The sequence below is a fragment of the Promicromonospora alba genome (assembly GCF_042654905.1).
Lineage (GTDB): Bacteria > Actinomycetota > Actinomycetes > Actinomycetales > Cellulomonadaceae > Promicromonospora > Promicromonospora alba.
Window position 1 is genome coordinate 541,781 of the sequence record NZ_JBHSFI010000008.1, and the last position, 19,332, is coordinate 561,112.

At 70.1% G+C, this 19,332-nt stretch carries 16 protein-coding genes; 9 read left to right on the forward strand and 7 right to left on the reverse strand.

The window, feature by feature from the left end:
• Positions 1-4 precede the first annotated feature (4 nt).
• Positions 5-427: a YciI family protein gene (locus ACFO6V_RS25045; protein ID WP_377140931.1), complete on the forward strand. Its 423-nt coding sequence runs from the start codon at positions 5-7 to the stop codon at positions 425-427.
• A complete protein-coding gene (locus tag ACFO6V_RS25050) occupies positions 400-1,734 on the forward strand; it encodes an RNA polymerase sigma factor (protein ID WP_377140934.1) in 1,335 nt (444 codons plus the stop codon). Before ACFO6V_RS25045 ends, ACFO6V_RS25050 begins: the two co-directional genes overlap by 28 nt.
• Positions 1,735-1,812: 78 nt before the next feature.
• Here ACFO6V_RS25050 and ACFO6V_RS25055 read toward each other — a convergent pair whose 3' ends face one another.
• The gene (locus tag ACFO6V_RS25055; protein WP_377140937.1) at positions 1,813-2,772 is read right to left on the reverse strand and encodes a DMT family transporter; all 960 of its coding nucleotides are present in this window, start codon (positions 2,770-2,772) and stop codon (positions 1,813-1,815) included.
• An 82-nt stretch (positions 2,773-2,854) separates the two neighbouring features.
• On the opposite strand from ACFO6V_RS25055, the gene ACFO6V_RS25060 reads away from it, so the two are divergent.
• Together ACFO6V_RS25060 and ACFO6V_RS25065 are read left to right on the forward strand one after the other, a co-directional pair.
• Positions 2,855-3,766: a LysR family transcriptional regulator gene (locus ACFO6V_RS25060; RefSeq protein ID WP_377140940.1), complete on the forward strand. Its 912-nt coding sequence runs from the start codon at positions 2,855-2,857 to the stop codon at positions 3,764-3,766.
• Between the two features lie 60 nt (positions 3,767-3,826).
• Positions 3,827-4,228, forward strand: coding sequence for an FKBP-type peptidyl-prolyl cis-trans isomerase (locus ACFO6V_RS25065; protein WP_357454817.1), 402 nt, complete (start codon positions 3,827-3,829; stop codon positions 4,226-4,228).
• Between the two features lie 209 nt (positions 4,229-4,437).
• Here the strand turns inward: ACFO6V_RS25065 and ACFO6V_RS25070 are convergent, their stop codons facing one another.
• The 3 genes from ACFO6V_RS25070 to ACFO6V_RS25080 all read right to left on the reverse strand — a co-directional run bounded on the left by ACFO6V_RS25070 (position 4,438) and on the right by ACFO6V_RS25080 (position 8,284).
• Complete coding sequence (locus tag ACFO6V_RS25070) at positions 4,438-6,453, reverse strand: adenylyl cyclase (RefSeq protein ID WP_377140943.1); 2,016 nt, start codon at positions 6,451-6,453, stop codon at positions 4,438-4,440.
• Between the two features lie 86 nt (positions 6,454-6,539).
• On the reverse strand, positions 6,540-7,886 hold the full coding sequence (locus tag ACFO6V_RS25075; protein ID WP_377140946.1) for a class I SAM-dependent methyltransferase: 1,347 nt from the start codon (positions 7,884-7,886) through the stop codon (positions 6,540-6,542).
• Complete coding sequence (locus ACFO6V_RS25080; RefSeq protein WP_377140949.1) at positions 7,883-8,284, reverse strand: DUF5997 family protein; 402 nt, start codon at positions 8,282-8,284, stop codon at positions 7,883-7,885. Before ACFO6V_RS25080 ends, ACFO6V_RS25075 begins: the two co-directional genes overlap by 4 nt.
• Positions 8,285-8,406: 122 nt before the next feature.
• On the opposite strand from ACFO6V_RS25080, the gene ACFO6V_RS25085 reads away from it, so the two are divergent.
• The 4 genes from ACFO6V_RS25085 (at position 8,407) to ACFO6V_RS25100 (ending at position 12,404) form a co-directional block, all read left to right on the forward strand.
• Positions 8,407-9,399, forward strand: a complete 993-nt coding sequence (locus ACFO6V_RS25085) for a LysR substrate-binding domain-containing protein (RefSeq protein ID WP_377140952.1) — start codon at positions 8,407-8,409, stop codon at positions 9,397-9,399.
• Positions 9,400-9,542: 143 nt separating this feature from the next.
• Positions 9,543-10,199: an LPXTG cell wall anchor domain-containing protein gene (locus ACFO6V_RS25090; RefSeq protein ID WP_377141170.1), complete on the forward strand. Its 657-nt coding sequence runs from the start codon at positions 9,543-9,545 to the stop codon at positions 10,197-10,199.
• A 576-nt stretch (positions 10,200-10,775) separates the two neighbouring features.
• Complete coding sequence (locus ACFO6V_RS25095; protein WP_377140955.1) at positions 10,776-11,150, forward strand: hypothetical protein; 375 nt, start codon at positions 10,776-10,778, stop codon at positions 11,148-11,150.
• Positions 11,151-11,711: 561 nt separating this feature from the next.
• A complete protein-coding gene (locus ACFO6V_RS25100) occupies positions 11,712-12,404 on the forward strand; it encodes a hypothetical protein (RefSeq protein ID WP_377140958.1) in 693 nt (230 codons plus the stop codon).
• 110 nt (positions 12,405-12,514) lie between these two features.
• Here the strand turns inward: ACFO6V_RS25100 and ACFO6V_RS25105 are convergent, their stop codons facing one another.
• The 3 genes from ACFO6V_RS25105 to ACFO6V_RS25115 all read right to left on the reverse strand — a co-directional run bounded on the left by ACFO6V_RS25105 (position 12,515) and on the right by ACFO6V_RS25115 (position 18,029).
• Entirely contained in the window at positions 12,515-14,692 is a 2,178-nt protein-coding gene (locus ACFO6V_RS25105) for an alpha-galactosidase (protein WP_377140961.1), read from the reverse strand.
• Between the two features lie 65 nt (positions 14,693-14,757).
• Positions 14,758-17,313, reverse strand: a complete 2,556-nt coding sequence (locus tag ACFO6V_RS25110) for a glycoside hydrolase family 2 protein (protein WP_377140964.1) — start codon at positions 17,311-17,313, stop codon at positions 14,758-14,760.
• 113 nt (positions 17,314-17,426) lie between these two features.
• Entirely contained in the window at positions 17,427-18,029 is a 603-nt protein-coding gene (locus ACFO6V_RS25115) for a pentapeptide repeat-containing protein (protein ID WP_377140967.1), read from the reverse strand.
• Positions 18,030-18,166: 137 nt separating this feature from the next.
• On the opposite strand from ACFO6V_RS25115, the gene ACFO6V_RS25120 reads away from it, so the two are divergent.
• The gene (locus tag ACFO6V_RS25120; RefSeq protein ID WP_377140970.1) at positions 18,167-19,153 is read left to right on the forward strand and encodes a hypothetical protein; all 987 of its coding nucleotides are present in this window, start codon (positions 18,167-18,169) and stop codon (positions 19,151-19,153) included.
• The last annotated feature ends 179 nt before the right edge of the window (positions 19,154-19,332 follow it).

A 19,332-nucleotide genomic window follows, 5' to 3' on the forward strand; every position in this document is an offset into this window, starting at 1 on the left:
AACCATGCCGAAGTACATGCTGATCATGCGCTCGACCGACGAGACGATGGCCGTCTACGAGAACATGGACTTCGAGAAGATCATGAACGACATGGGCAAGTTCAACGAGGACATGGTCCAGGCGGGCGTGCTCGTCGCCGGCGAGGGCCTCACGGACGCGGCCGACTCCGTCGTCGTCGACTACTCGTCCGAGACGCCCGTCGTGACCGACGGTCCCTACGGCGAGACCAAGGAGCTGTTCAACGGCTTCTGGATCGTCGACGTCGCCTCGCGAGAGGAAGCCGTCGAGTGGGCCAAGCGGGCACCGCTGGCCGGCCCGGGGAGCAAGCTGGAGATCCGCCGCGTACAGCAGCTGGACGACTTCCCGCAGGACAACGAGCACGTCCAGAAGGAGCGCTCGTGGCGCGAGTCGACCGGTCAGCTCTGACCAGCGAGGACGCCGCCCGGCGGGCCGTCGAGGCGGTCTGGCGGATCGAGTCCGCGCGCATAGTGGGTGCGCTCACCCGCTACACCCGCGACTTCGAGCTCGCCGAGGACGTGGCCCAGGAGGCGCTCGCCGAGGCGCTCGTCTCCTGGCCACGCGACGGTGCACCGCGCGATCCCGCCGCATGGCTCGTCGCGACGGCGCGGCGCCGGGCGATCGACGCCTACCGGCGCCGCGCCGGGCGGGACGAACGGTACGCCGCGCTTGCGCACGGTCTGGCCGAGGGGGAGGCGACGTCGGGCATCGGAACGGGGCCCGCTGGGGCCGGGATGAGTGTCGTCGCAGGTCAGCCGGGCTCTGACCCGGCTGATGTCGATCCCGACCGGATCGACGACGACGTGCTCGCGCTCATGTTCGTGTCCTGCCATCCCGTGCTCTCGCGGGAGGCGCAGGTCGCGCTCACGCTGCGCGTCGTGGGCGGCCTGACGAGCGACGAGATCGCCCGGGCGTTCCTGGTGCCGGTCGCGACGGTGCAGGCGCGCATCACGCGCGCCAAGAAGACCATCGCGGCGGCGCAGGTCCCGTTCGAGGTGCCCGACGGCGCGGACCGGACCGCCCGGCTCGCCTCGGTCCGCGGTGTGCTGTACGTGATCTTCACGGAGGGTTCGTCGGCGACGTCGGGCGACGACTGGATCCGGCACGACCTGGCGCGCGAGGCGGTGCGCCTCGCCCGGGTGCTCAGCCGGCTCGCGCCCGAGCCGGAGACGTTCGGCCTGCTCGCACTGCTGGAGCTGACCGCAGCCCGGTTCCCGGCCCGCACGGGGCCGTCGGGGGAGCCGATCCTGCTGGAGGACCAGGACCGGCGGCGCTGGGACCGGGCGGCGATCATCCGGGGCAGGGCGGCGCTGCGCCGCGCCGTCGGCCCGGCGGGTATGGGGGTGTACGCCCTGCAGGCGGCGATCGCGGAGTGTCACGCGGTGGCGAGCTCGGTGGCCGAGACGGACTGGGAGCGGATAGTCGTGCTCTACGAGGCCCTGGGTCGCCTGGCGCCCTCACCCGTGGTGGACCTGAACCGGGCGGTGGCTGTCGCGATGGCACGCGGGCCCGGCGTCGGGCTGCGTGTGGTGGACGGCCTGGTGGAGCAGGGTGTGCTGGCGGGATCGCACCTGCTGCCGGGGGTGCGGGGCGAGCTGCTCGCGCGGCTGGGCCGCACCGCCGAGGCGCGTGGCGAGTACCTGCGCGCGGCCGAGCTGTGCGGCAACACCGCGGAGCGGGGCGTCCTGGAGCGCAAGGCCTCGGCGCTCCCATGACCCGCCCCAGACCGTTGAGTGCTGGGTATTTGCCCTTTCGAATCGTTCTGAGAGGACAAATACCCAGCACTCAACGGTCTAGCGGAGGCGGAGGGTGGCTACCAGGACGCCCGTGAGGCACAGGGTTCCGCCGATCAGGGCGAACAGGGTCGGGATCTCGCCCAGTACGGCCCACGACATGAGGACGGCGAGCGGCGCGGCGGCGTAGGTCGCGGCACCGAGCCGGCCCGCCGTCGTGCGGGTCAGGGCGAAGCCCCAGGTGATGAACGCGATGGCCGTGGGAAAGACGCCGAGGTAGACGACACTCAGCGTGGCCGACGTCGGGGCCGCGGCGAGCTCGTGCAGGAGCACCGGCGCGAACGGGAGGCACGCGACCGCGCCGACCACGCAGCCCAGCCACGTCATGGTCAGGGAGTCCACCTTCGGCAGCAGGCGCTTCTGCAGGATCGTGCTCCCGGCGTAGATGACGGCGGCGGCCAGGCCGAGGGCGACGCTCACTGTGTCGGACGCCCCGCTCGACGTGGCGAGCGCGATCCCGGCGACGCCGGCGAAGGCGATGCCGATGCCGGCGAGGAGCCGTGCCGGGAATCCCTCACCGAGCGATATCCCGGCGAACACCGCGATCAGGATGGGGGCGAGCCCGACCAGGAGGGATGCGGTCCCGGCGTCGAGGGTGCGCTCCGCGGTGTTGAGGGCCAGGTTGTACAGCCCGAACCAGAGGACGCCCCAGACGATGACGCCGGCCAGTGTCCGGCCGCGCGGCAGCCGAATCTTGCCGGCCAGGCCGGCGATGACGGTGAGCGCGAGGGCGCCGACGAACATCCTGCCCAGGGCGAGCGGGCCGGGGGAGAAGTCGTGACCAGCCGCCCGGATCCCGATGAACGCGGACGCCCACAGCACCACGGTCACCGCGGCGGCCGCGGGGACGAGAAAGCGGTTGGTGGCCGGCGGAGCAGCCACGGCGATCAGGGTCATGTCCGGAACCCTGCCCGACGTCGGAGCCGGGGTCTGGCGGTTATCGGCCGTGGTGTTGGTCATGGTGCGATCGTCGCCCCGAACTACTGTGAAGCACCAGCGATTCTTTCTTCATCCGAATTCAGTCTCGCTGTACAGTGGCCGCATGCTCGACGTCCACCGCCTCCGCGTCTTCCGTTCCGTCGTCGCCTCCGGTTCCATCGGTGCGGCCGCGGCGAACCTCGGCTACACGCCGTCCGCCGTCAGCCAGCACGTCTCGGCGCTCCAGCGCGAGACGGGCCTCAAGCTCCTGGCCCGGCACGGCCGCGGCATCCGGCCCACCGCGGCCGGGCATGCGCTGGCCGCCCAGGCCGACGGCGTGCTCGAACGGCTCGGCGAGGCCGAGGCCATGGTCGCCGACCTGCGCGCGGGCCGCACCGGGTCGCTCTCGGTGGCCTACTTCGCCTCGGTCGGCTCGGCCTGGCTGCCCGACGTCGTACGCACCGTGACCACGCAGTTCCCCGGCGTCCGCCTCGACCTGGAGCTGGCCGAGCACATCCCGGACAAGACCGAGGACCGGGCGGACCTGCAGATCGTCGTCGCGAACGCCGAGTTCGCGGCGGGGAGCGGCTTCACGGCCTACCACCTCCTCGACGACCCGTACGTCGCCGTCCTGCCGCAGAACCACCGGTTCGCCGACCGGGACGAGATCGAGCTCGCCGAGCTCGAGGACGAGTCCTGGATCGACAACGACTTCGCTCGCGGCTGGTGCCGGCGCAACCTCCTTCAGGCGTGCACGGCGGCGGGCTTCAGCCCCACGTTCCGCGTCGAGGCGCACGACTACCCGACGGCGGTCGCGTTCGTGGAGGCGGGGATCGGCATGACGGTGCTGCCCGAGCTCGGCGCCGTCAACCTGCCGCCGGCGACCGTCTCGGTGCCCGTGGTGCGGCCCGCTCCCGTGCGCTCGATCTACGCGGTGCTGCAGGACGCCGTCGCGCACACCCCGCCCGCCATCGCCGCCCTGGACGCGCTGCGGCAGGCCGCCGTCGCTTCGCGGGCAGCCGTGGTGGCCGCATAGGGTGGATGGGTAACGGCGCCGGGGACTGCTCGGCGCCCTCCCGATCGAGAGGTAATCCTCGTGACCACGCTTCCTACCGCCTCCGGCACCTTCGGTGACAAGCCGGAGCTGACGTTCCCCGAGGGTGGCGCACCCGCCGGCCTGCAGGTACAGGTCCTCTCCGAGGGCAACGGCCCGGTCGTCGAGTCCGGGCGCACCATCGTGGTGAACTACCTGGGCCAGACCTGGGGCGGCCACGTCTTCGACAACTCGTACGACCGCGGCACGACCATCGACTTCCCGATCGGCGTCGGCGCCGTCATCGGCGGGTGGGACAAGGGCATGGTGGGCCAGAACGTGGGCTCGCGTCTGCTGCTGTCGATCCCGCCGGAGCACGGGTACGGGGCGCGGGGGGTTCCGCAGGCTGGGATCGGCGGCGGGGACACGCTGGTGTTCGTCGTGGATGTTGTCGACGTGAAGTGACGCTTCTTTAGGGCCCGCGGGCGGAGAACAAGAACGCCTGCGCGGACTGGGCCGACGAGGGGCCTCCTGAGGCGGCTCACCTGTTTCGTCCCTTTACGTCCGCGCAGGCGTTCTTGTTCTCCGCCCGCTCTTCTGTGGGCGTCACTTCCCGTGGGGGTTGGTTGGCTGGTTTGGCGGGGCCTACCGGTTGGCTGGCTGGCTGGTGGGGGTTAGCTGGTTGGGGGGTAGGCGATCAGCTGGGGGGAGGCGAAGCTGCCTACTGCTGGGGCGCCCGTGTTGTTGATGATGTGGTTGATGCCGCCCGAGCCGTTGAGGAAGACGCTCGTCATGGAGCGGAACTTCACGTTCGGGGTGGTGGGGGCCTGGATGCCCGACTCCACGCGGATGTCCTGGCCCTGGTTGAAGAACGAGTAGACGCCGAGGCCTGTCGCCTCGTGGCGCGTCACGTCGTCGGCCACGCGGTAGGAGGCGTAGCCGAGGCGGTCGCCGTCCATGAACGCCGCCTGCGACGGCGGGTCGTACGGGATCTCGCTCTGGTAGAAGATCGTGCGGCCGTTCTCGCCGTTCCAGATCGTCTGCTCCTCCTGGTAGTGCTCGACGAACAGGCCGGTCGCCGTCACGTCGTCACCGTTGACGACGACGCCGTGCGCGCCCGTGTTGCCGCCCCAGGAGACGCCCTGGCCGTGGTCCGCGCGCCACGCCCAGATGTGGTCGAGCAGCGTGTGATCGCTGTTCACCTCGATCGAGGTGACCGCCTTGCCCTCCCAAGGGCCGCCCACGCGGACGAAGACGTCGGTGAGCGTGGTCGGGTTGGCCGGGTCCGAGACGCTCGCGTCCTCTGGACCCACCTTGATGAGCGTCGCCGACTCCGGCACGTTCGCGTCGGCGGTGATGCCCGCGACCTTCACGCCCGCGACGTCGCCGATCTCCAGCACGCTGTTGCCCGCCGTCGGGGTGAGCGAGGCGTAGCCGAGGCCGAGCACCACCGTGTCGGCACGGTCGACCCGCAGCGCGGCGTCGAGCTCGTAGACGCCCGGCGTGAGGATGAGGTTCTTGCCGTCGGCCAGCGCGGCATTGATCGACGCGGCGTCGTCGACGTCCTCGCGGGCGACGTAGAAGTCGTCCATGCCGATCGACGTGCCCGACTCGGCAGACGTCGACCAGTCGGTGCCGCTGCTGTCGGTGCGCGCGTTCGGCACGAAGACGGCGAGCTCACCGTTTCCGGTCCGGTACAGGAAGGGGGCCTCGCGGCTGATCGGGGTGTTGTCGAACGTGGTCTTGACGCCCTTCACCCCGTTGCCGAGGTCCTGCCCGAAGTCGGTCGCGGGAGCGCCGTCGACGCCCGAGAACACCATGTTCCAGACGCCGCCGTCCCAGGTGCCGACCTCGCTGTTGCGCGTGAACCACTGCTGCTGCGAGCCGGTGGCGATGGTGCCGGCCACCCGGGAGTTCGCGAGGTAGCCGCCGGAGGCGAACTCGCCGTACCGGCCGAAGACCGTGAGGCTGCCCTGGATGTCCATGCGGCGCATCGGCGCTGCCTGCGACACCGCCCAGCGCATCTGGTGCGGCTCGGTCACGCCCGCCGGGAACGGGCGAGCGGCGTCCTCGCCGACCGGGCGCTGGATCGGGTTGATCGCCAGGTTCGACATCGACCGCCAGAAGTGGTTGAGCGAGCCGGGGGCGGCGCACTCCCACGGCCGGTCCGGGCAGCCGACAACGGGCTCCACGTGCAGTGCACCGTTGATCTGGACCGCGTTCGGCTGCGCGCCGAGGCCCGAGATCGACTCGTAGTACCCGACGGTCTGGTTGACGATGTCGGTGGCTGTGGCCGGGTCATCCTGGCCTGCGGCGCTGCCGTAGGTGCCGGGCTCGAAGAAGACCTGGTGCCGGCCCAGGCTCATCTCGGCCTCGTCGTTCACCGAGTCGAGGAACGTGTTGATCTGGTCTGTCGTCCAGGACTGGTCGATGAACGTGACGTTGGGCCCGAAGTCCGGGTCGGCCGCTGCCTTCTTCGGCTTCTTCACCTTTGGTTTCTTCGCCTTCTGCTCCTTGGCCTCGGACGTCGCGCCAGGCTTGGCCACGGAGGTCTTCGCTATGGCCCTGCCCGCGTCCGTGGCGGACGGCGCGGCGGTGGCCGGCAGCGCTGCGACCGCGGCTCCGGCGGCGAGCGATGCTGCGACCGCCGCGACGGCGGCGCCGCGCAGTGTGGTGCGGAGTGTCCTCATCGACAGATCCTTCGAGCTCGGGGCAGGCCGGCGATGACCGGGCGCGCTGCCGGTGCGGGTGCGCCCGGGGCGAGCGCCCCGCAAGGCTAGCGGTCCGCCACTGACTCGTCTGTAAGTGCTTTCCGCAGACTCCGGGTCACCGTGAACTTCGGGTTCTGGGCCACGTGCTCCGTCGGCCCGACGGCGCGCTGCAGCGCGCCCCGGTAGTGCAGCCCCGTGTTGAAGACGGTCCACAGCTCGCCGCCTTCCCGCAGGACCTTGCCCGCCGCGGCGAACATGCGGTGCGCGGCATCGGTGCTCAGTGCGGCGCGGTCGTGGAACGGCGGGTTGAGCAGCACGAGGTCCGCCGAGCCGTCGGGGACAGGGAGCAGATCCCCGGCGTCGCCCCGTACGACGGCGGCCCTGACGCCGTTCGCGGCGAGCGTCGCCGTCGTCGAGGCGCAGGCGGCGGCGCTCCGGTCCGTCGCGATCACGTGGGCGCGGGGGTAGCGCAGCGCCAGGACGGCTGCGAGGATGCCGGTGCCGCAGCCCAGATCGACCGCGATGGGTCGGCCGTCCAGGTAGTCGGGTCCGGCAGGGAAGTCCGCCGGGGTGTCCTGAGTGCCTGGTGCATCCGCCAGCTCGGGCCAGCGGTCGGCCTGCGCCAGCAGGAAGCGTGTGCCGAGGTCGAGCGTGGCGCCGGCGAAGGCGGCTCCGTGCGCGACGACGGTCAGCCCGGCGTCCGGCGCTGTCGTACCCGCGGGCGAGCCGATGGCGGCCAGGATCTCGCGGTCGGTGAGCCGGGCGGTGACGGGGTAGGTGAGCGGCCCGACGTCGGACCGTGGCTCCCGCGCGATCAGCAGCCGCGACTTCTGCCGGGCGAGCGAAGCGCTGACCTGCGCGAACGACGCGCCGAGCACGTCGTTCATCGCGTGCGTCATGTGCTTGACCCGGCCGCCGGCGAGCAGCGTGACCGCCGGGTCGGCGTACCAGGCCACGTGCTCGGCGATCTCGGTCAGCTCCGCCAGCGACGTGGGCAGCTGGAGGAGCACGAGCCGCGCACCGGCGAGCAGGTGGGGCTCGAACTTGTCGTGCTGGGTCAGTCCCAGCGGGGCCGGTTCGTGCGGTACTGCCGCGTTGGTGGCGGCCCTCGCGTGTCCTTCCCACAGCACCCCGGACACGCGTTTGGAGTTGGCGCTGAGCGCTGCCTCCGCCGTGATCGCGTCCTGGTGCACCCGGACGTCACGGGCGCCCAGCGCCAGAGCGCCCAGGCTCAGCGCTCCGAACCGGTCGCCGATCACCACCACGCCGTCCGGGTCCTGCGCGATCAGCGGCGCGGCCTCGTCGAGCAGGAGCCGGTCGGTCGCGTCGACGGCGACCGGGCCGTCGGCGCGTGAACCGTCCTCGGGGAAAGGCAGGAGCCCGGCCAGGACGGCGTCGGCCTCTGGGCTCACCGGGCGGAGCGGGCCTTCTTCTCCGCAGCCTTGCGGGCCTCCTCGACCCGCTCCTCCTCGGCGCGCACCTGAGCGGCGATCTCGCGCTCCTGGGCCAGCCAGGCCGGCGGGTTGTCGCGCATCTCGTTGATCTGCTCGGTGGTCAGCGGCTCGGTGATGCCACCACGGGCCAGGCCGGCGATCGAGATGCCGAGGCGCCCCGCCACGACGGGCCGCGGGTGCGGTCCGTTGCGGCGCAGCTCGGCGAGCCACTCGGGCGGGTTGGTCTCCAGCTCCTCGAGCTCTGCGCGCGTTATCGGGTTGTCCTGGAACTCCTGCGGGGTGGCAGGCAGGTAGACGCCGAGTCGCTTGGCGGCATTGGACGGCTTGAACCGCTGCGAGGCGAAGGAGGAACTCATGTTCCCAGGGTATCGGCGCCTGCCCTTCTCGCTCTCCATGGCGGGCGTGATCCTCACCGCTCATCCAGGTCTGCCGGGATCCAGGCGGAACCTGGGTGGGGTCCAGCCCGTAGCCTTGGCACGTGAGCCAGCCCCTGCCCGACGTCGGACCGCCTGTACCGGGCGGCGACGCCACCGACCCCTCGACCGCTGTGCCGGAGGTCGAGGAAGGCGCGGAGCCGGTGGAGGACGCCGACGTCGACCCGAGCCTGCCGCGCTTCCGCCTGGCGTACGTGCCGGGTGCGACACCCGGGAAGTGGGCGTCCGTGTGGCGTGAACGGCTGCCTGACGTGCGGCTCGACCTGGTACAGCTCGAGCCGGACGCCATGCTCCCCGCCCTGGAGGCGGGCGAGGCCGATGCCGCGATCGGCAGGCTCCCCGTGGACAAGGAAGTGTTCTCCGCGATCCCGCTCTACGAGGAGACGTCGGTGGTGTGCTTCTCGCGCGACCACCTGCTCGCCGCCCTCGACGAGGAGGAGACGGTGTCCGTCGCCGACATCGCCGGGGATCCGGTCTGGGTCCCCGCGGACGACGTCCTCTTCGCCACACATCCGGTTCCCGGCGTCGTGCCCGTGGATCCGGACGGGAACCCGCTGGGTCAGGTCGCGACCACAGCCGACGCCGTGGCGACGGTCGCCGCGAACGTGGGGGTGGCGGTGCTGCCCATGTCGCTCGCCCGCCTGCACCGCCGTAAGGACGTGGTCTATCGCCCCCTCGTGGACGGGCCGACGGCGCCGGTGGGGCTGATCTGGCCCTACGAGCGCACCACCGACCTGGTCGAGGAGCTCGTCGGGATCGTCCGCGGGCGCACGGTGAACAGCTCGCGCGGCCGGGGCCGCCCGAGTGCTCAGCAGGCCGAGGATGCCGCCGCGGGCGCCGCTGGAAAATCGGCCAGGGCCGGGGTGAAGAAAGCGGCGAAGGGCGGCTCGGGCGGGTCCGCTGGACGCTCCGGTGCGGGGCGCAGCGGGGCCAAGGCAGGTGGTCGCGGGGGTGTTCAGCGGGCTGGTGGCGGTCTCCAGCGGGGCAAGAGTGCGCGTCCGGCATCCAAGGGGAAGAAAAAGGGCAAAGGCAAGTAGGTGTGAGTTCAAGCCTTTGTAAGTTATTTCAATGAAATAACGGATATTGGCGAACTGCGCCATTGTCGCTACGCTCCGGGGTCGTGCCCGAAATATTGGGCACGCGACAGATCCCCGTATCGAAGGAGCGCTCAGTGCGCAAGATGACCGTCTTGGGAGCTTCCGCGCTCCTCCTCGCCGGCCTCATGGGCTCGCCGGCCGCCGCGTTCGCCGCACCGATCGCCGGCGCTCCCGTCGTGGCTACCCCCGGCGGTGGGGAGTCCACCTGCCCGAAGGACGGCAAGGTCGACGTCACGGGCGAGCACCTCACTCTCGAGGTGACCGCAGAGCCTGGCTACCTGATCACCGGTTACTGCGTGAAGGCCGGCTCGGACAAGCAGGGCGACGGTCCCGTCGATGTGGTCGTCGACCCGCCGACCGCCACCGTGACGATCTCGCACCCGTCCGGCAAGGCGATCAGCCACTACACGCTCGTCACGGTCAAGGCGGAGCCGACGCCGGAGCCCACCCCGACGGAGCCGAGCCAGGAGCCGAGCGTCGTGCCGAGCGGCGAGCCCTCCGAGGGTTCGTCCGGCACGCCGTCGGAGCCCGCCGTCGAGCCGACCACGGGCACCCCGGACGACGAGTCCACCGTCCCGGCCGGCGAGGGGGAGGCGACTACCGCGCCCTCCGAGGAGCCGGGTGAGCTCGCTGCCACCGGCGCCAGCACCGCCATCGGCTTCACGCTGATCGCACTGGCCCTCGTGGGCGGCGGCGTGACGCTGATCGTGCTTCGCCGCAAGGGCGTCCTGGGTAGCTGATCCAGCCGTACCGAACGACCGCTGAGCAGAGCGGGCGTCCGGCCGCCATCCGGTTCCTCGAGCATCGGGCTCAGGGAGAAGATGTGTCGGCTGGGTGCCCGCTCTGCTGTGCGGGCGGGTGATCTCCAGGGGTGAGATATTTCGATGTTCCTGCGTGTGACAACGGCTATTTGAAACGTTCTTTCGCCCTGAGGTGAAATGCTGGGTCCAGCGCGGTGTTCGGGTGATCCGCGTGTTGTTTCCTGGGCCGATTTCTGCTCGACCAGCTCCCCTTTCATGAGCGCGCTGCCTCCCGGGCCGGACAAGGTCGGCGTATCCCTGCTGGTCCGGGCCCCGAAGGGGTGAATCTGCTGGCAGCGCGGCCAAGTGGCTCCCCAGATCCAGGTGGTGTGAGGCGTTCACCTGATCACGCTGAACGCCGCCGTAGTGGGTGGAAAAGCTGTTCGAGTGGGCGTGATCGGCGGGGCGGGTATGGCGAAGTTGACCTGTTGCACGGTATTTCCACCGCATCTACCTTCGGTGCAACAGCTGCGTCGCGTCCGAAGCGGCGCTATTCGTCAGAAAGAGGAACACCGAATGAAGCGTTTACTTGCGCTCGGGGCCGCTGCGCTTCTGGCACTTGGCCTCTTCGCCACGGCTTCGGTCGCAGCGAGTGCCACTCCGACCGGATCGTCCGACCCGGCGGTCTGCCCTGCGGAGGGCAAGGTGGAGGTCTCGGACGAGCAGACCTTGGTCACCGTCACCGCGCCTGCGGGCATGGTCATCACCGGCTACTGCGTCAAGGCCGGCTCCGTCAAGCAGGGGGACGGTCCCATGTATGTGCTTCTCGACGAACCCGCCACGACCGTGACCATCACGCACATGTCGGAGAAGGCCATCAGCCACTACTCCGTGTACTACGAGCCCACCTACGAGCCGACGCCGACGCCGACTCCCACACCGGGCTCCTGACCTCAGGAGAGTCAGGCGTCACGCTTCATTCGGCCGCGCTCCGGGGCAGAACGGCGCCCGTTCTTTGTTGTGATCGGGTGAAATCCTTCGAGGGCCGGGTGAATTCAACTATCGTGATCCTGGGCGATTTGCGGTAAAAGTTTGTTGCACATCTGGTTGCGATCGAATCCCCCTCCTGGGAGCGGATCGCGGACCCAGGTGTGGCCTTGTTCCGAGGCGTTCGGCGTTGAATCCATGCAATGTGACACCCTCGAAGTCCGGTTGAGCGTGGATGCCTGCGCATACGCCCTGGTCCCAGCGTTTCAGGTCAAGCTCCTGGTCACCCGGGCTCTGCGCGAGGCCGGGTGGCTGAGCACCACTGAAGTTCACCCTTTCTTTCCGGTCCTGTCGGAAAGGGGCGATCGCGCGCCGCGAATTGCTGTCCTGGGCCACGTCACGAGCAGACAGTAATGTCCGTTTTGATGCTCTTGCATGGGATCCGCTGCGGATCTAGCGTCGAAATCAACAGACGCGCCGCGAACCTTCTCTGCGGCGTCCCGCGCCGAGAAAAGGAACATCGAAATGAAGACCATAACCGCGCTAGGGGCCGCTGCGCTTCTGGCGCTGGGACTCTATGGCTCGGCTTCGGCCGTGGCGAACGGCGCCCCGGTAGTAGCCGCAGGTGAGGAGCAGGTCTGTCCCGGCGACAAGATCGACGTCGTCGGGAACCACTCGTCCGTCACCGTCACTGCACCCGAAGGCATGGTCATCATCGGGTACTGCGTGAAGGCAGGATCCGCACAACAGGGTGACGGTCCCGAGTTCGTGGTCGTCGACCCACCGGCCACCGAGGTGACGATCACGCACTCGTCCGGCAAGGACGTCAGCCACTACTCCGTGACCTACGCGCCGGCACCGACGCCGACGCCGACGCCTACTCCGACTCCGACTCCGACTCCGACTCCGACTCCGACGGAGCCGACGCCGACTCCCACACCGACCCCGACCGAGCCCACGCCGACCCCGACCCCGACACCGACGGAGCCGACGCCGACTCCGACGCCCACGGAGCCGACGCCGACTCCGACGCCGACGGAGCCGACCGATAAGCCCACGCCGACGGAGAAGCCGACGCCCAAGCCGCCGGCCCAGGCACCCCCGTCCGAGCTCGCTTCGACCGGCCCGGCCGAGACGATCGGCTATTCGATGCTGGCCCTCGCCATGATCGGCGGAGGCGTCGCATTCATCGTGCTCGCTCGGCGACGGCTCGCCTGAGCGATCCACGCAGATCCGACCCTTTCAAAACAGAACCGGGGCGACGTAGAACCGATGGTTCGGTTCTACGTCGCCCCGCTTCTGTGGCGTCGGTCCTCTACCGGCGGTTTCTACTCAGCTGCGGTAGTAGCCGTCACCTGGATGATCAGCGCCTGCATCGGCCACAGCGTCGGCAGCTGCAGGCCGACACCGGTCAGCACGGAGCCGGGAATGTCGATCGCTTCCTTGCCGAGCCAGCCCGGCGTGACCCCGCCGAGCCACTTCGCCGTCCCGACCTCGTCGCGCACCTGCACGCTGTACCGCAGAGCGGGATCGAGCCCGTCGAGCCGCACACGTTCGGTGAGTGCGTCCTGCGGCGACGCCACGGTCGCGACGGTCCACATACCCGCCGTGCGGTCGGGTGACACGAAGCCGGTGACCCGCAGTGCCGGGTCCACCGTGTCGGCGTGCACCACCGTGCCGGTGTGTACGAGGGAACGGAGCTCCTTGTAGATCGCTGCGTACGCCGCGACAGCGACCAGCTCGTCCTCGGTGCAGGCCAGCAGGTCCCACTCGAATCCCGCGTGTCCCTGCAGCGCGGTGGCGACCCGGTACGAGAGGTCGGTGGTCCGCCCCGACGAGTGCGTCGGTGACGGCCCCACGTGCGCCCCGATCAGCTCGGGCGGCAGGACCAGCGACGTCCACCGCTGGATGTCCTGGCGCTCCAGGGGGTCGTTGGAGTCCGACGCCCACACCCGGTCGGTGACCTCCAGGATCCCCAGGTCCGTCCGGCCCCCGCCCGACGAGCACGACTCGATCTCCAACCCTGGGTGGTCTGCCTTGAGCCGAGCGATCAGCGCGTACGCGGCAAGGGTCTGTACGTGTGTGCCTGGCCGGGAGACGCCGTCGGAGCCGATGTGGACGGGCTCGGCGAGGTCGCGGTTGTGGTCCCACTTGATGAAGTCGATCCCCAGCTGCGTCACGAGGGCCGAGATCTGTCCGCGCACGTGCTCCCACGCGTCGGGGTTCGCGAGGTTGAGCACGTACTGCGTGCGGAACGAGAGTCCGTCCGGCGACGGGACCGCCGCCGTGTTCGACAGGATCCAGTCCGGATGGGCGCGCGCCAGGTCGGAGTCGAGGTTGACCATCTCGGGCTCGAACCACAGCCCGAACTGCATCCCCAGCTCGTGCACCAGGCCGGCGAGCGGGTCCAGGCCCTCTGGCCAGACGTCGCGGTCGACGACCCAGTCGCCCAGGCCCGTGGTGTCGTCCCGGCGGGAGTGGAACCACCCGTCGTCGAGCACGAAGCGCTCGACGCCGACTGCCGCGGCGCGCCTGGCGAGTCGCTCCAGCTTGGCCGGCGAGTGGTCGAAGTACACGGCCTCCCACGTGTTCAGTACCAGCGGCCGGGGGCTCGTCACGTGCTGCGGGCGTGCCCGCATCCACGCGTGGAACCGGTCCGAGACACCGTCCAGCCCCGTCGGGGACCATGCGAAGTACGCCACCGGCGTCCGGTAGGACTCGCCAGGAGACAGGTGGATCTCTCCCGGCCGCACCAGCTCGCCGGCACCGAGCAGCGTGGCGTGCTCGGTGAGGTGGTCCACCCGGTGCGTGACGTCGGCGCTCCACCCCAGGTGGGTCGCCCACACCTCGCCGGTCCGGTTCCGCGGCGTGCCCGACGACGCCAGGGTCACCCAGGGTGCGTCGTGCCCCGAACGTCCCCGCCGGGTCTGGCGGACGGTGCTGCCGGCCGGCATGGCAGTCGTGACCGGCACCTTCTCGCGGGACCAGCGCCCGGTGAACTGCGTGAGGTGGTCCGCGGAGCGGGGTACGGGCAGCATGGCCTCGAGCCAGTGCACGTCGACCACGGCGGAACCGTCGTTGGTGAGCTCGTGCCGCAGGAGCACCAGCCCACCCGGACCGATCTCCAGGTACGACCGGAGCGTGAGCCCCAGCACGCTGTCCCGGGCCGTGACCACCAGCTCGGCCGTCGCTCGCTCTGCCTCGGTGACGGTCCACCGGGGGTAGAGCGGGACGCCGTCCGACACGACGAGGAGGCCGGGCCGACCCGCCCAACCGTCCGACTCCTGCGGCAGGAGCGACGGGCGCCAGGCCGCGTCGAGCGTGCCGGGCGCGGTCTGGCGGCTGGTCGCCAGGTCGAGCGCCTGCAGATCCGCGGACGAGAGCTCGCCCAGGTCCGCACCCCAGTGGAGCACCAGCGGCAGCCCCACCTCCGGATGCGCGACGACGACGGCTACGCCGTCGCGCCGCAGCACCGACCAGCTGGTGACCTCGTCAAAATCCTTCATCGTGCTGTCCTCCGCCCATGGACCACACGGTACGAGTGGTCACCGACATCCAAACCGAAAGGGTCCTAGCTCGCTGGGTGCGCCACCAGGTCGTTCTCCGTGCGCAGCACCGGCCGGGTGGCCAGCGCGTCCTGGTCCAGGCCGCGGCTCGTCACGTGGAACACGGCCGTCGCGCCTGCCGGAAGGTCGACCACCTGGTCGTCCACCTGCGCGTCCGGATCGAGGCGGTCGGCGAGCAGCGTCACGCCGAGGGCCAGCGACGTCGCGGTCACGTCCACGCGGTAGCCGCCGTCCTCCGCCGTCACAGTGGCTCGAACTGGCGCGGGGTCGAGGGCGAGGTCCTTGCTCTCCGCCCAGCGGTGCAGCCCGAGGGCCTCGCCGAGCGTGACGACCAGTACCTCGTTCGCCGGATCGCCGACGGCGACCAGGTCGCCGGCCAGCGGTACCAGGGTCACCGACCGCGGACCGACGGTCACTGCCTCTGCGGCCACGCCTGACGTCGCCAGCACCTCACCGCCGAGGGTGGTCCGGGCCACTCTCACCTGCCCGGTCCACGGCTTGTCGGAGTCGTTCACGAGCGCCGCCACCAGCTCCGCGCCGCGCGGCTGCACCGTCACCATCCGGTCGGCGAACGCGTGCTTCAGCGCGTACCAGAGCGGCTTGCGCCGGGCGTCGCCGTCGACCGCTGCCCAGGACGTCACGGGCCAGCAGTCGTTGAGCTGCCACACGATCGCCCCGGCCGTGCGCGGCCACCAGGACCGGTAGTGCTCGAGGGCGTACTGGATGGCACGCGCCTGGTTGAGCTGTGTGGCCCAGTGCCAGTCGGTGAATTCCTCCGGGACGTCCAGGTGTGCGGCCATGCCGCCGTCGAGCTTGAGGTTGCCGTAGTCCGCCTTCTGGTGGAGCAGGAAGACCTCGGACTCCTTGAACCCGGGCGGGGCCTCTGCCGCGCCGTCGGGCAGGATGGCGCGGCCCATCGTCGCCCAGGTCGCCGGGCCCTGGAAGCCGAACTCCGACACGAACCGCGGCACGTCGTCGCGGTAGTGCGTGTAGTCGACGCGGTTCCAGACGTCCCACTGGTGGTGCGTGCCGTGGTCCGGGTCGTTGGGGTGCATCTCCTCGGGCGTGAAGCCGGGGGAGTAGGGCGAGCCGGCGCAGTAGGGACGGGTCGGGTCGACCTCGGCGAGGACCTTCGGGAAGAGGTCGTAGTAGTAGCCGGCGCCCCACGTGAGGTCGCCCAGCGGCTCCTTCCAGTCCCAGTCCTCGTGGCCCCAGATGTTCTCGTTGCCGCCGTTCCACAGCACGAGCGAAGGGTGCGGTGCCAGGCGGGCGGCGTTCTCCCGCAGCTCCGCCTCGAACTCGGACCGGTGCGGGGACTCCTCCGGGTAGGCGGCGCAGGCCAGCAGGATGTCCTGCCAGACCATGACGCCCTTCTCGTCGCAGACGTCGTAGAAGTCGTCGGACTCGTAGATGCCGCCGCCCCACACCCGCAGCAGGTTCAGGTTCGCGCCGAGCGCCTGGTCGACGCGGTGTTTCAGGCGCTCGCGCGTGATGCGGGTCAGCAGGTGGTCGTCGGGGATCCAGTTGGCTCCCCGCACGAACACGGGCTTGCCGTTGATGACGAACGTGAAACGTGTGCCGTGCTCGTCGGGTGTGCGGTCCACCTCGACGGTGCGGAAGGCGACCCTGCCGGACCAGGCGTCCAGCGGGTCGGATCGGTCCTCCCCGTTACCCTCGTAGAGCGTCACCTCGATGGGGTAGAGGGGCTGCTCGCCGTACCCGGCCGGCCACCACAGGTCGACGTCGGGCACCTCGACCTGGCCGGTGAGCACCTTGACGTGGGCGGAGCCGTCGCCGCCCCGCGACCCGATGGTCAGGCCCCGGCCCCCGACGGAGACATCGACGGTGAGCGGCCCGGCGTCGGACAGGCCGGACGTCTCGACCTCGACGCGGACGTCGACCAGCCCCGTGCCGTCGTCGGCCACCGTCACCAGCGGCGTGACCTGCGCGAGGCGCGCCACGCGCCAGCGCTGCACGCGGACGGGCTTCCAGAGGCCTGCTGTCTGCAGGTCAGGACCCCAGTCCCAGCCGAAGGAGCAGGCCATCTTGCGGACCATGTTGAATGGTTGGTCGTAGGCCATGGGGCGCGTGCCGATCCGCTGCGCCTCTGCCTCGGCCGTCTCGAGCGCGGAGTCCAGGTCGACCACGAGGTTGGCGGGCGTCCCGACGAGCTCGCGCACGTCGTACCGGTAGGAGCGGTGCATGTTCGCGGTGCGGCCCAGCTCGGTGCGACCCTGGCCAACACCGGTCCGCTCCACGTCCGTGTCGACGACGACGGTGGACACCGTGTCGATGCCCTCGAAGAGCAGGTCGACGCGCTCGTCCGGCTCCGCGGGCGGCTCGTCGAGGACCGTCGCGTACCGCCAGGTGGTGCGCTTCATCCAGGCGAGCGAGGTCTCGTTCGTGCCGAGATACGGGTCGGGGATGAGCTCCTGCTCCAGCAGGGCGGTGTGACTGGTGCCCGGGACCGTCGCGGGGACGGGAACCCCCGCGAGGTTCGCCGGCACGGGGCCTCCCGTGGCCGTCAGGGTCCAGTCGGTCAGGTCGCGGCTGATCTTCATCGATCCTCGTCCTCCCAGAGCAACGTGCTCAGTGCGTGTGCGAGCCGACCCGAGCATAGAGGGCGTGCGTCGCCCCGATCGAAGCGATATCACCCTGCGGTTCGGCCGGCAGATCAGTCCGGCCGGACCACCAGGCCGAGCGTCTCGGCCAGCGCGATTGCCTGCGCCTCGCTGACGATCGCCCCGGTGAGACTGGCCGAGAGCGGGTCCAGCGACGACAGGTCGCTACCCCGCAGGTCGGTGTTGCTCAGGTCGGCCTGTTCGAGGTCGGCGCCCGACAGGTCGCAGCCGATCAGAACCGCACCGGATGCCTTGACGCCGGCCAGGTCGGCCTCTCGGAAGCGGACGCCATCGAACTCAGCGCCGGCCAGGGCGGCCCGGTGCAGGTCGGTGAAGGACCAGTTCCCGCCGGTGACCTTGAGGATGTCGAACCGGCAGTCGGCGAACTGGGAACCGACGAGCTTGCAGCGCTCCAGCTGCGCGTCGAAGAAGACGCACGCGTCGAACACGCAGGACGTGAACGCGAACTCCGTGAAGTGGGCACTGTTGAAGCGAACGCCCCGGAAGACACACGAGTCGAACGTCGCGCCCGTCCCCGTGGTCTCGGTCATGTCCACGTCGGCGAACAGCGTGGCCATGTGGTCCTCGCCGGTGAGGTCACGGCCGTACCAGTCCTCGCGGGCGACGGTGATCTCGGTGGCGGGCATTCGAATCATGGGAGGGACCCTACGGCGCCCCACTGACACGCCCCGGGCAGCGGTAGCCGTTCGGGTATTTCGCGGTTGACCAACGAAACCCTCTCGTGGCGCGTCACGGTGAGTGGAAACAGTTCCCAGAAATTTGAGGAGGAGACGTGTTCGAGAACAAGAAAAGAAGGCTGAGCGGTGCGAGGCCGACTGGCGTCGTCATTGCTCTTGGCCTTACCTGCGTCATCGGAGCACTAGGCGCGACGCCGGCGATCGCGGCCGATACCGAAGGCCCGATCCAGACTGCGGAAGTGGCTCCAGAAGTCAGCGCGGAAGCGACTCCGGAAGCGACTCCGGAGACGACTCCGGAGACGACTCCGGAGACGACTCCGGAAGCGACTCCGGAGGCGACTCCGGAACCGTCCGCCACGGACGATGCGCTGATCGAGGTCGTGCCCGCGATGCCCGCGATCACCTGGCCGATGTGCGAGGGCGACAAGTTCATCCCTCCGACGCTTCAGGCCCCGCCGGACGACGAGGCCATCGACTACACGTTCGAGAGCTACTGGTACGAGCCGCTGCCGTTCACCGTGCCCCTGAGGCTGCAGGTGTACGCGGAGCTGAAAGAGGGCTACACCTGGGCGGCGGAGATGCCCGACGGCTGGGTCGCGTACAGCTCCGGGGATGGGGCCTTCTACGACGTGTACTTCGAGGACGTGCCGTGTGCGCCGCACCACGACCGGATCGTCCCGGAGGTGCCCGTGGTGACGCAGGCGGAGTGCGTGGACGGTGAGCTGACGGAGCCGACGGTCACGTTGCCGGAGAACAGCGAGGGGGTCACTTATGAGCTGCGTGAGTACGAAGACTCCGACCCTCGGGTGCTTGCGAAGGCTTCCTGGAGCTACCGCTTCGCCGACCAAGAGAAGCTTCCTGAGGGTTGGCTTTTTTCAGATCTTGACGTCGCGTGGTACGACGTGAAGTTCGACGAGGTGTCGTGCGAGCCCGGAGCGGAACAGCCGGAACAGCCGGAGCAGCGTGAGGAGCTGGCTGCCACCGGTCCGTCGGACGCGGCGGTTCTGGGCGGGGCCGCCCTGCTGACCGTTGCGGCAGGTGTCTCATTGATCATCGCGCGACGCCGCGTGACGGGTCACTGACCCCCGGACCGCCGGGCCGGCCTGACGGCGAGCCCCGCACACACCGATGCGCCCGGTGATCCGTTCGTCGGATCACCGGGCGCAGCTACGTGGTGCGAAGCAGCAGGCGCCGGATACGGGACGCCCGTGGTCGGTGGCAGCGGTAGGCGTTCGGGCGCTTCACGGTCGACCAACGAAAC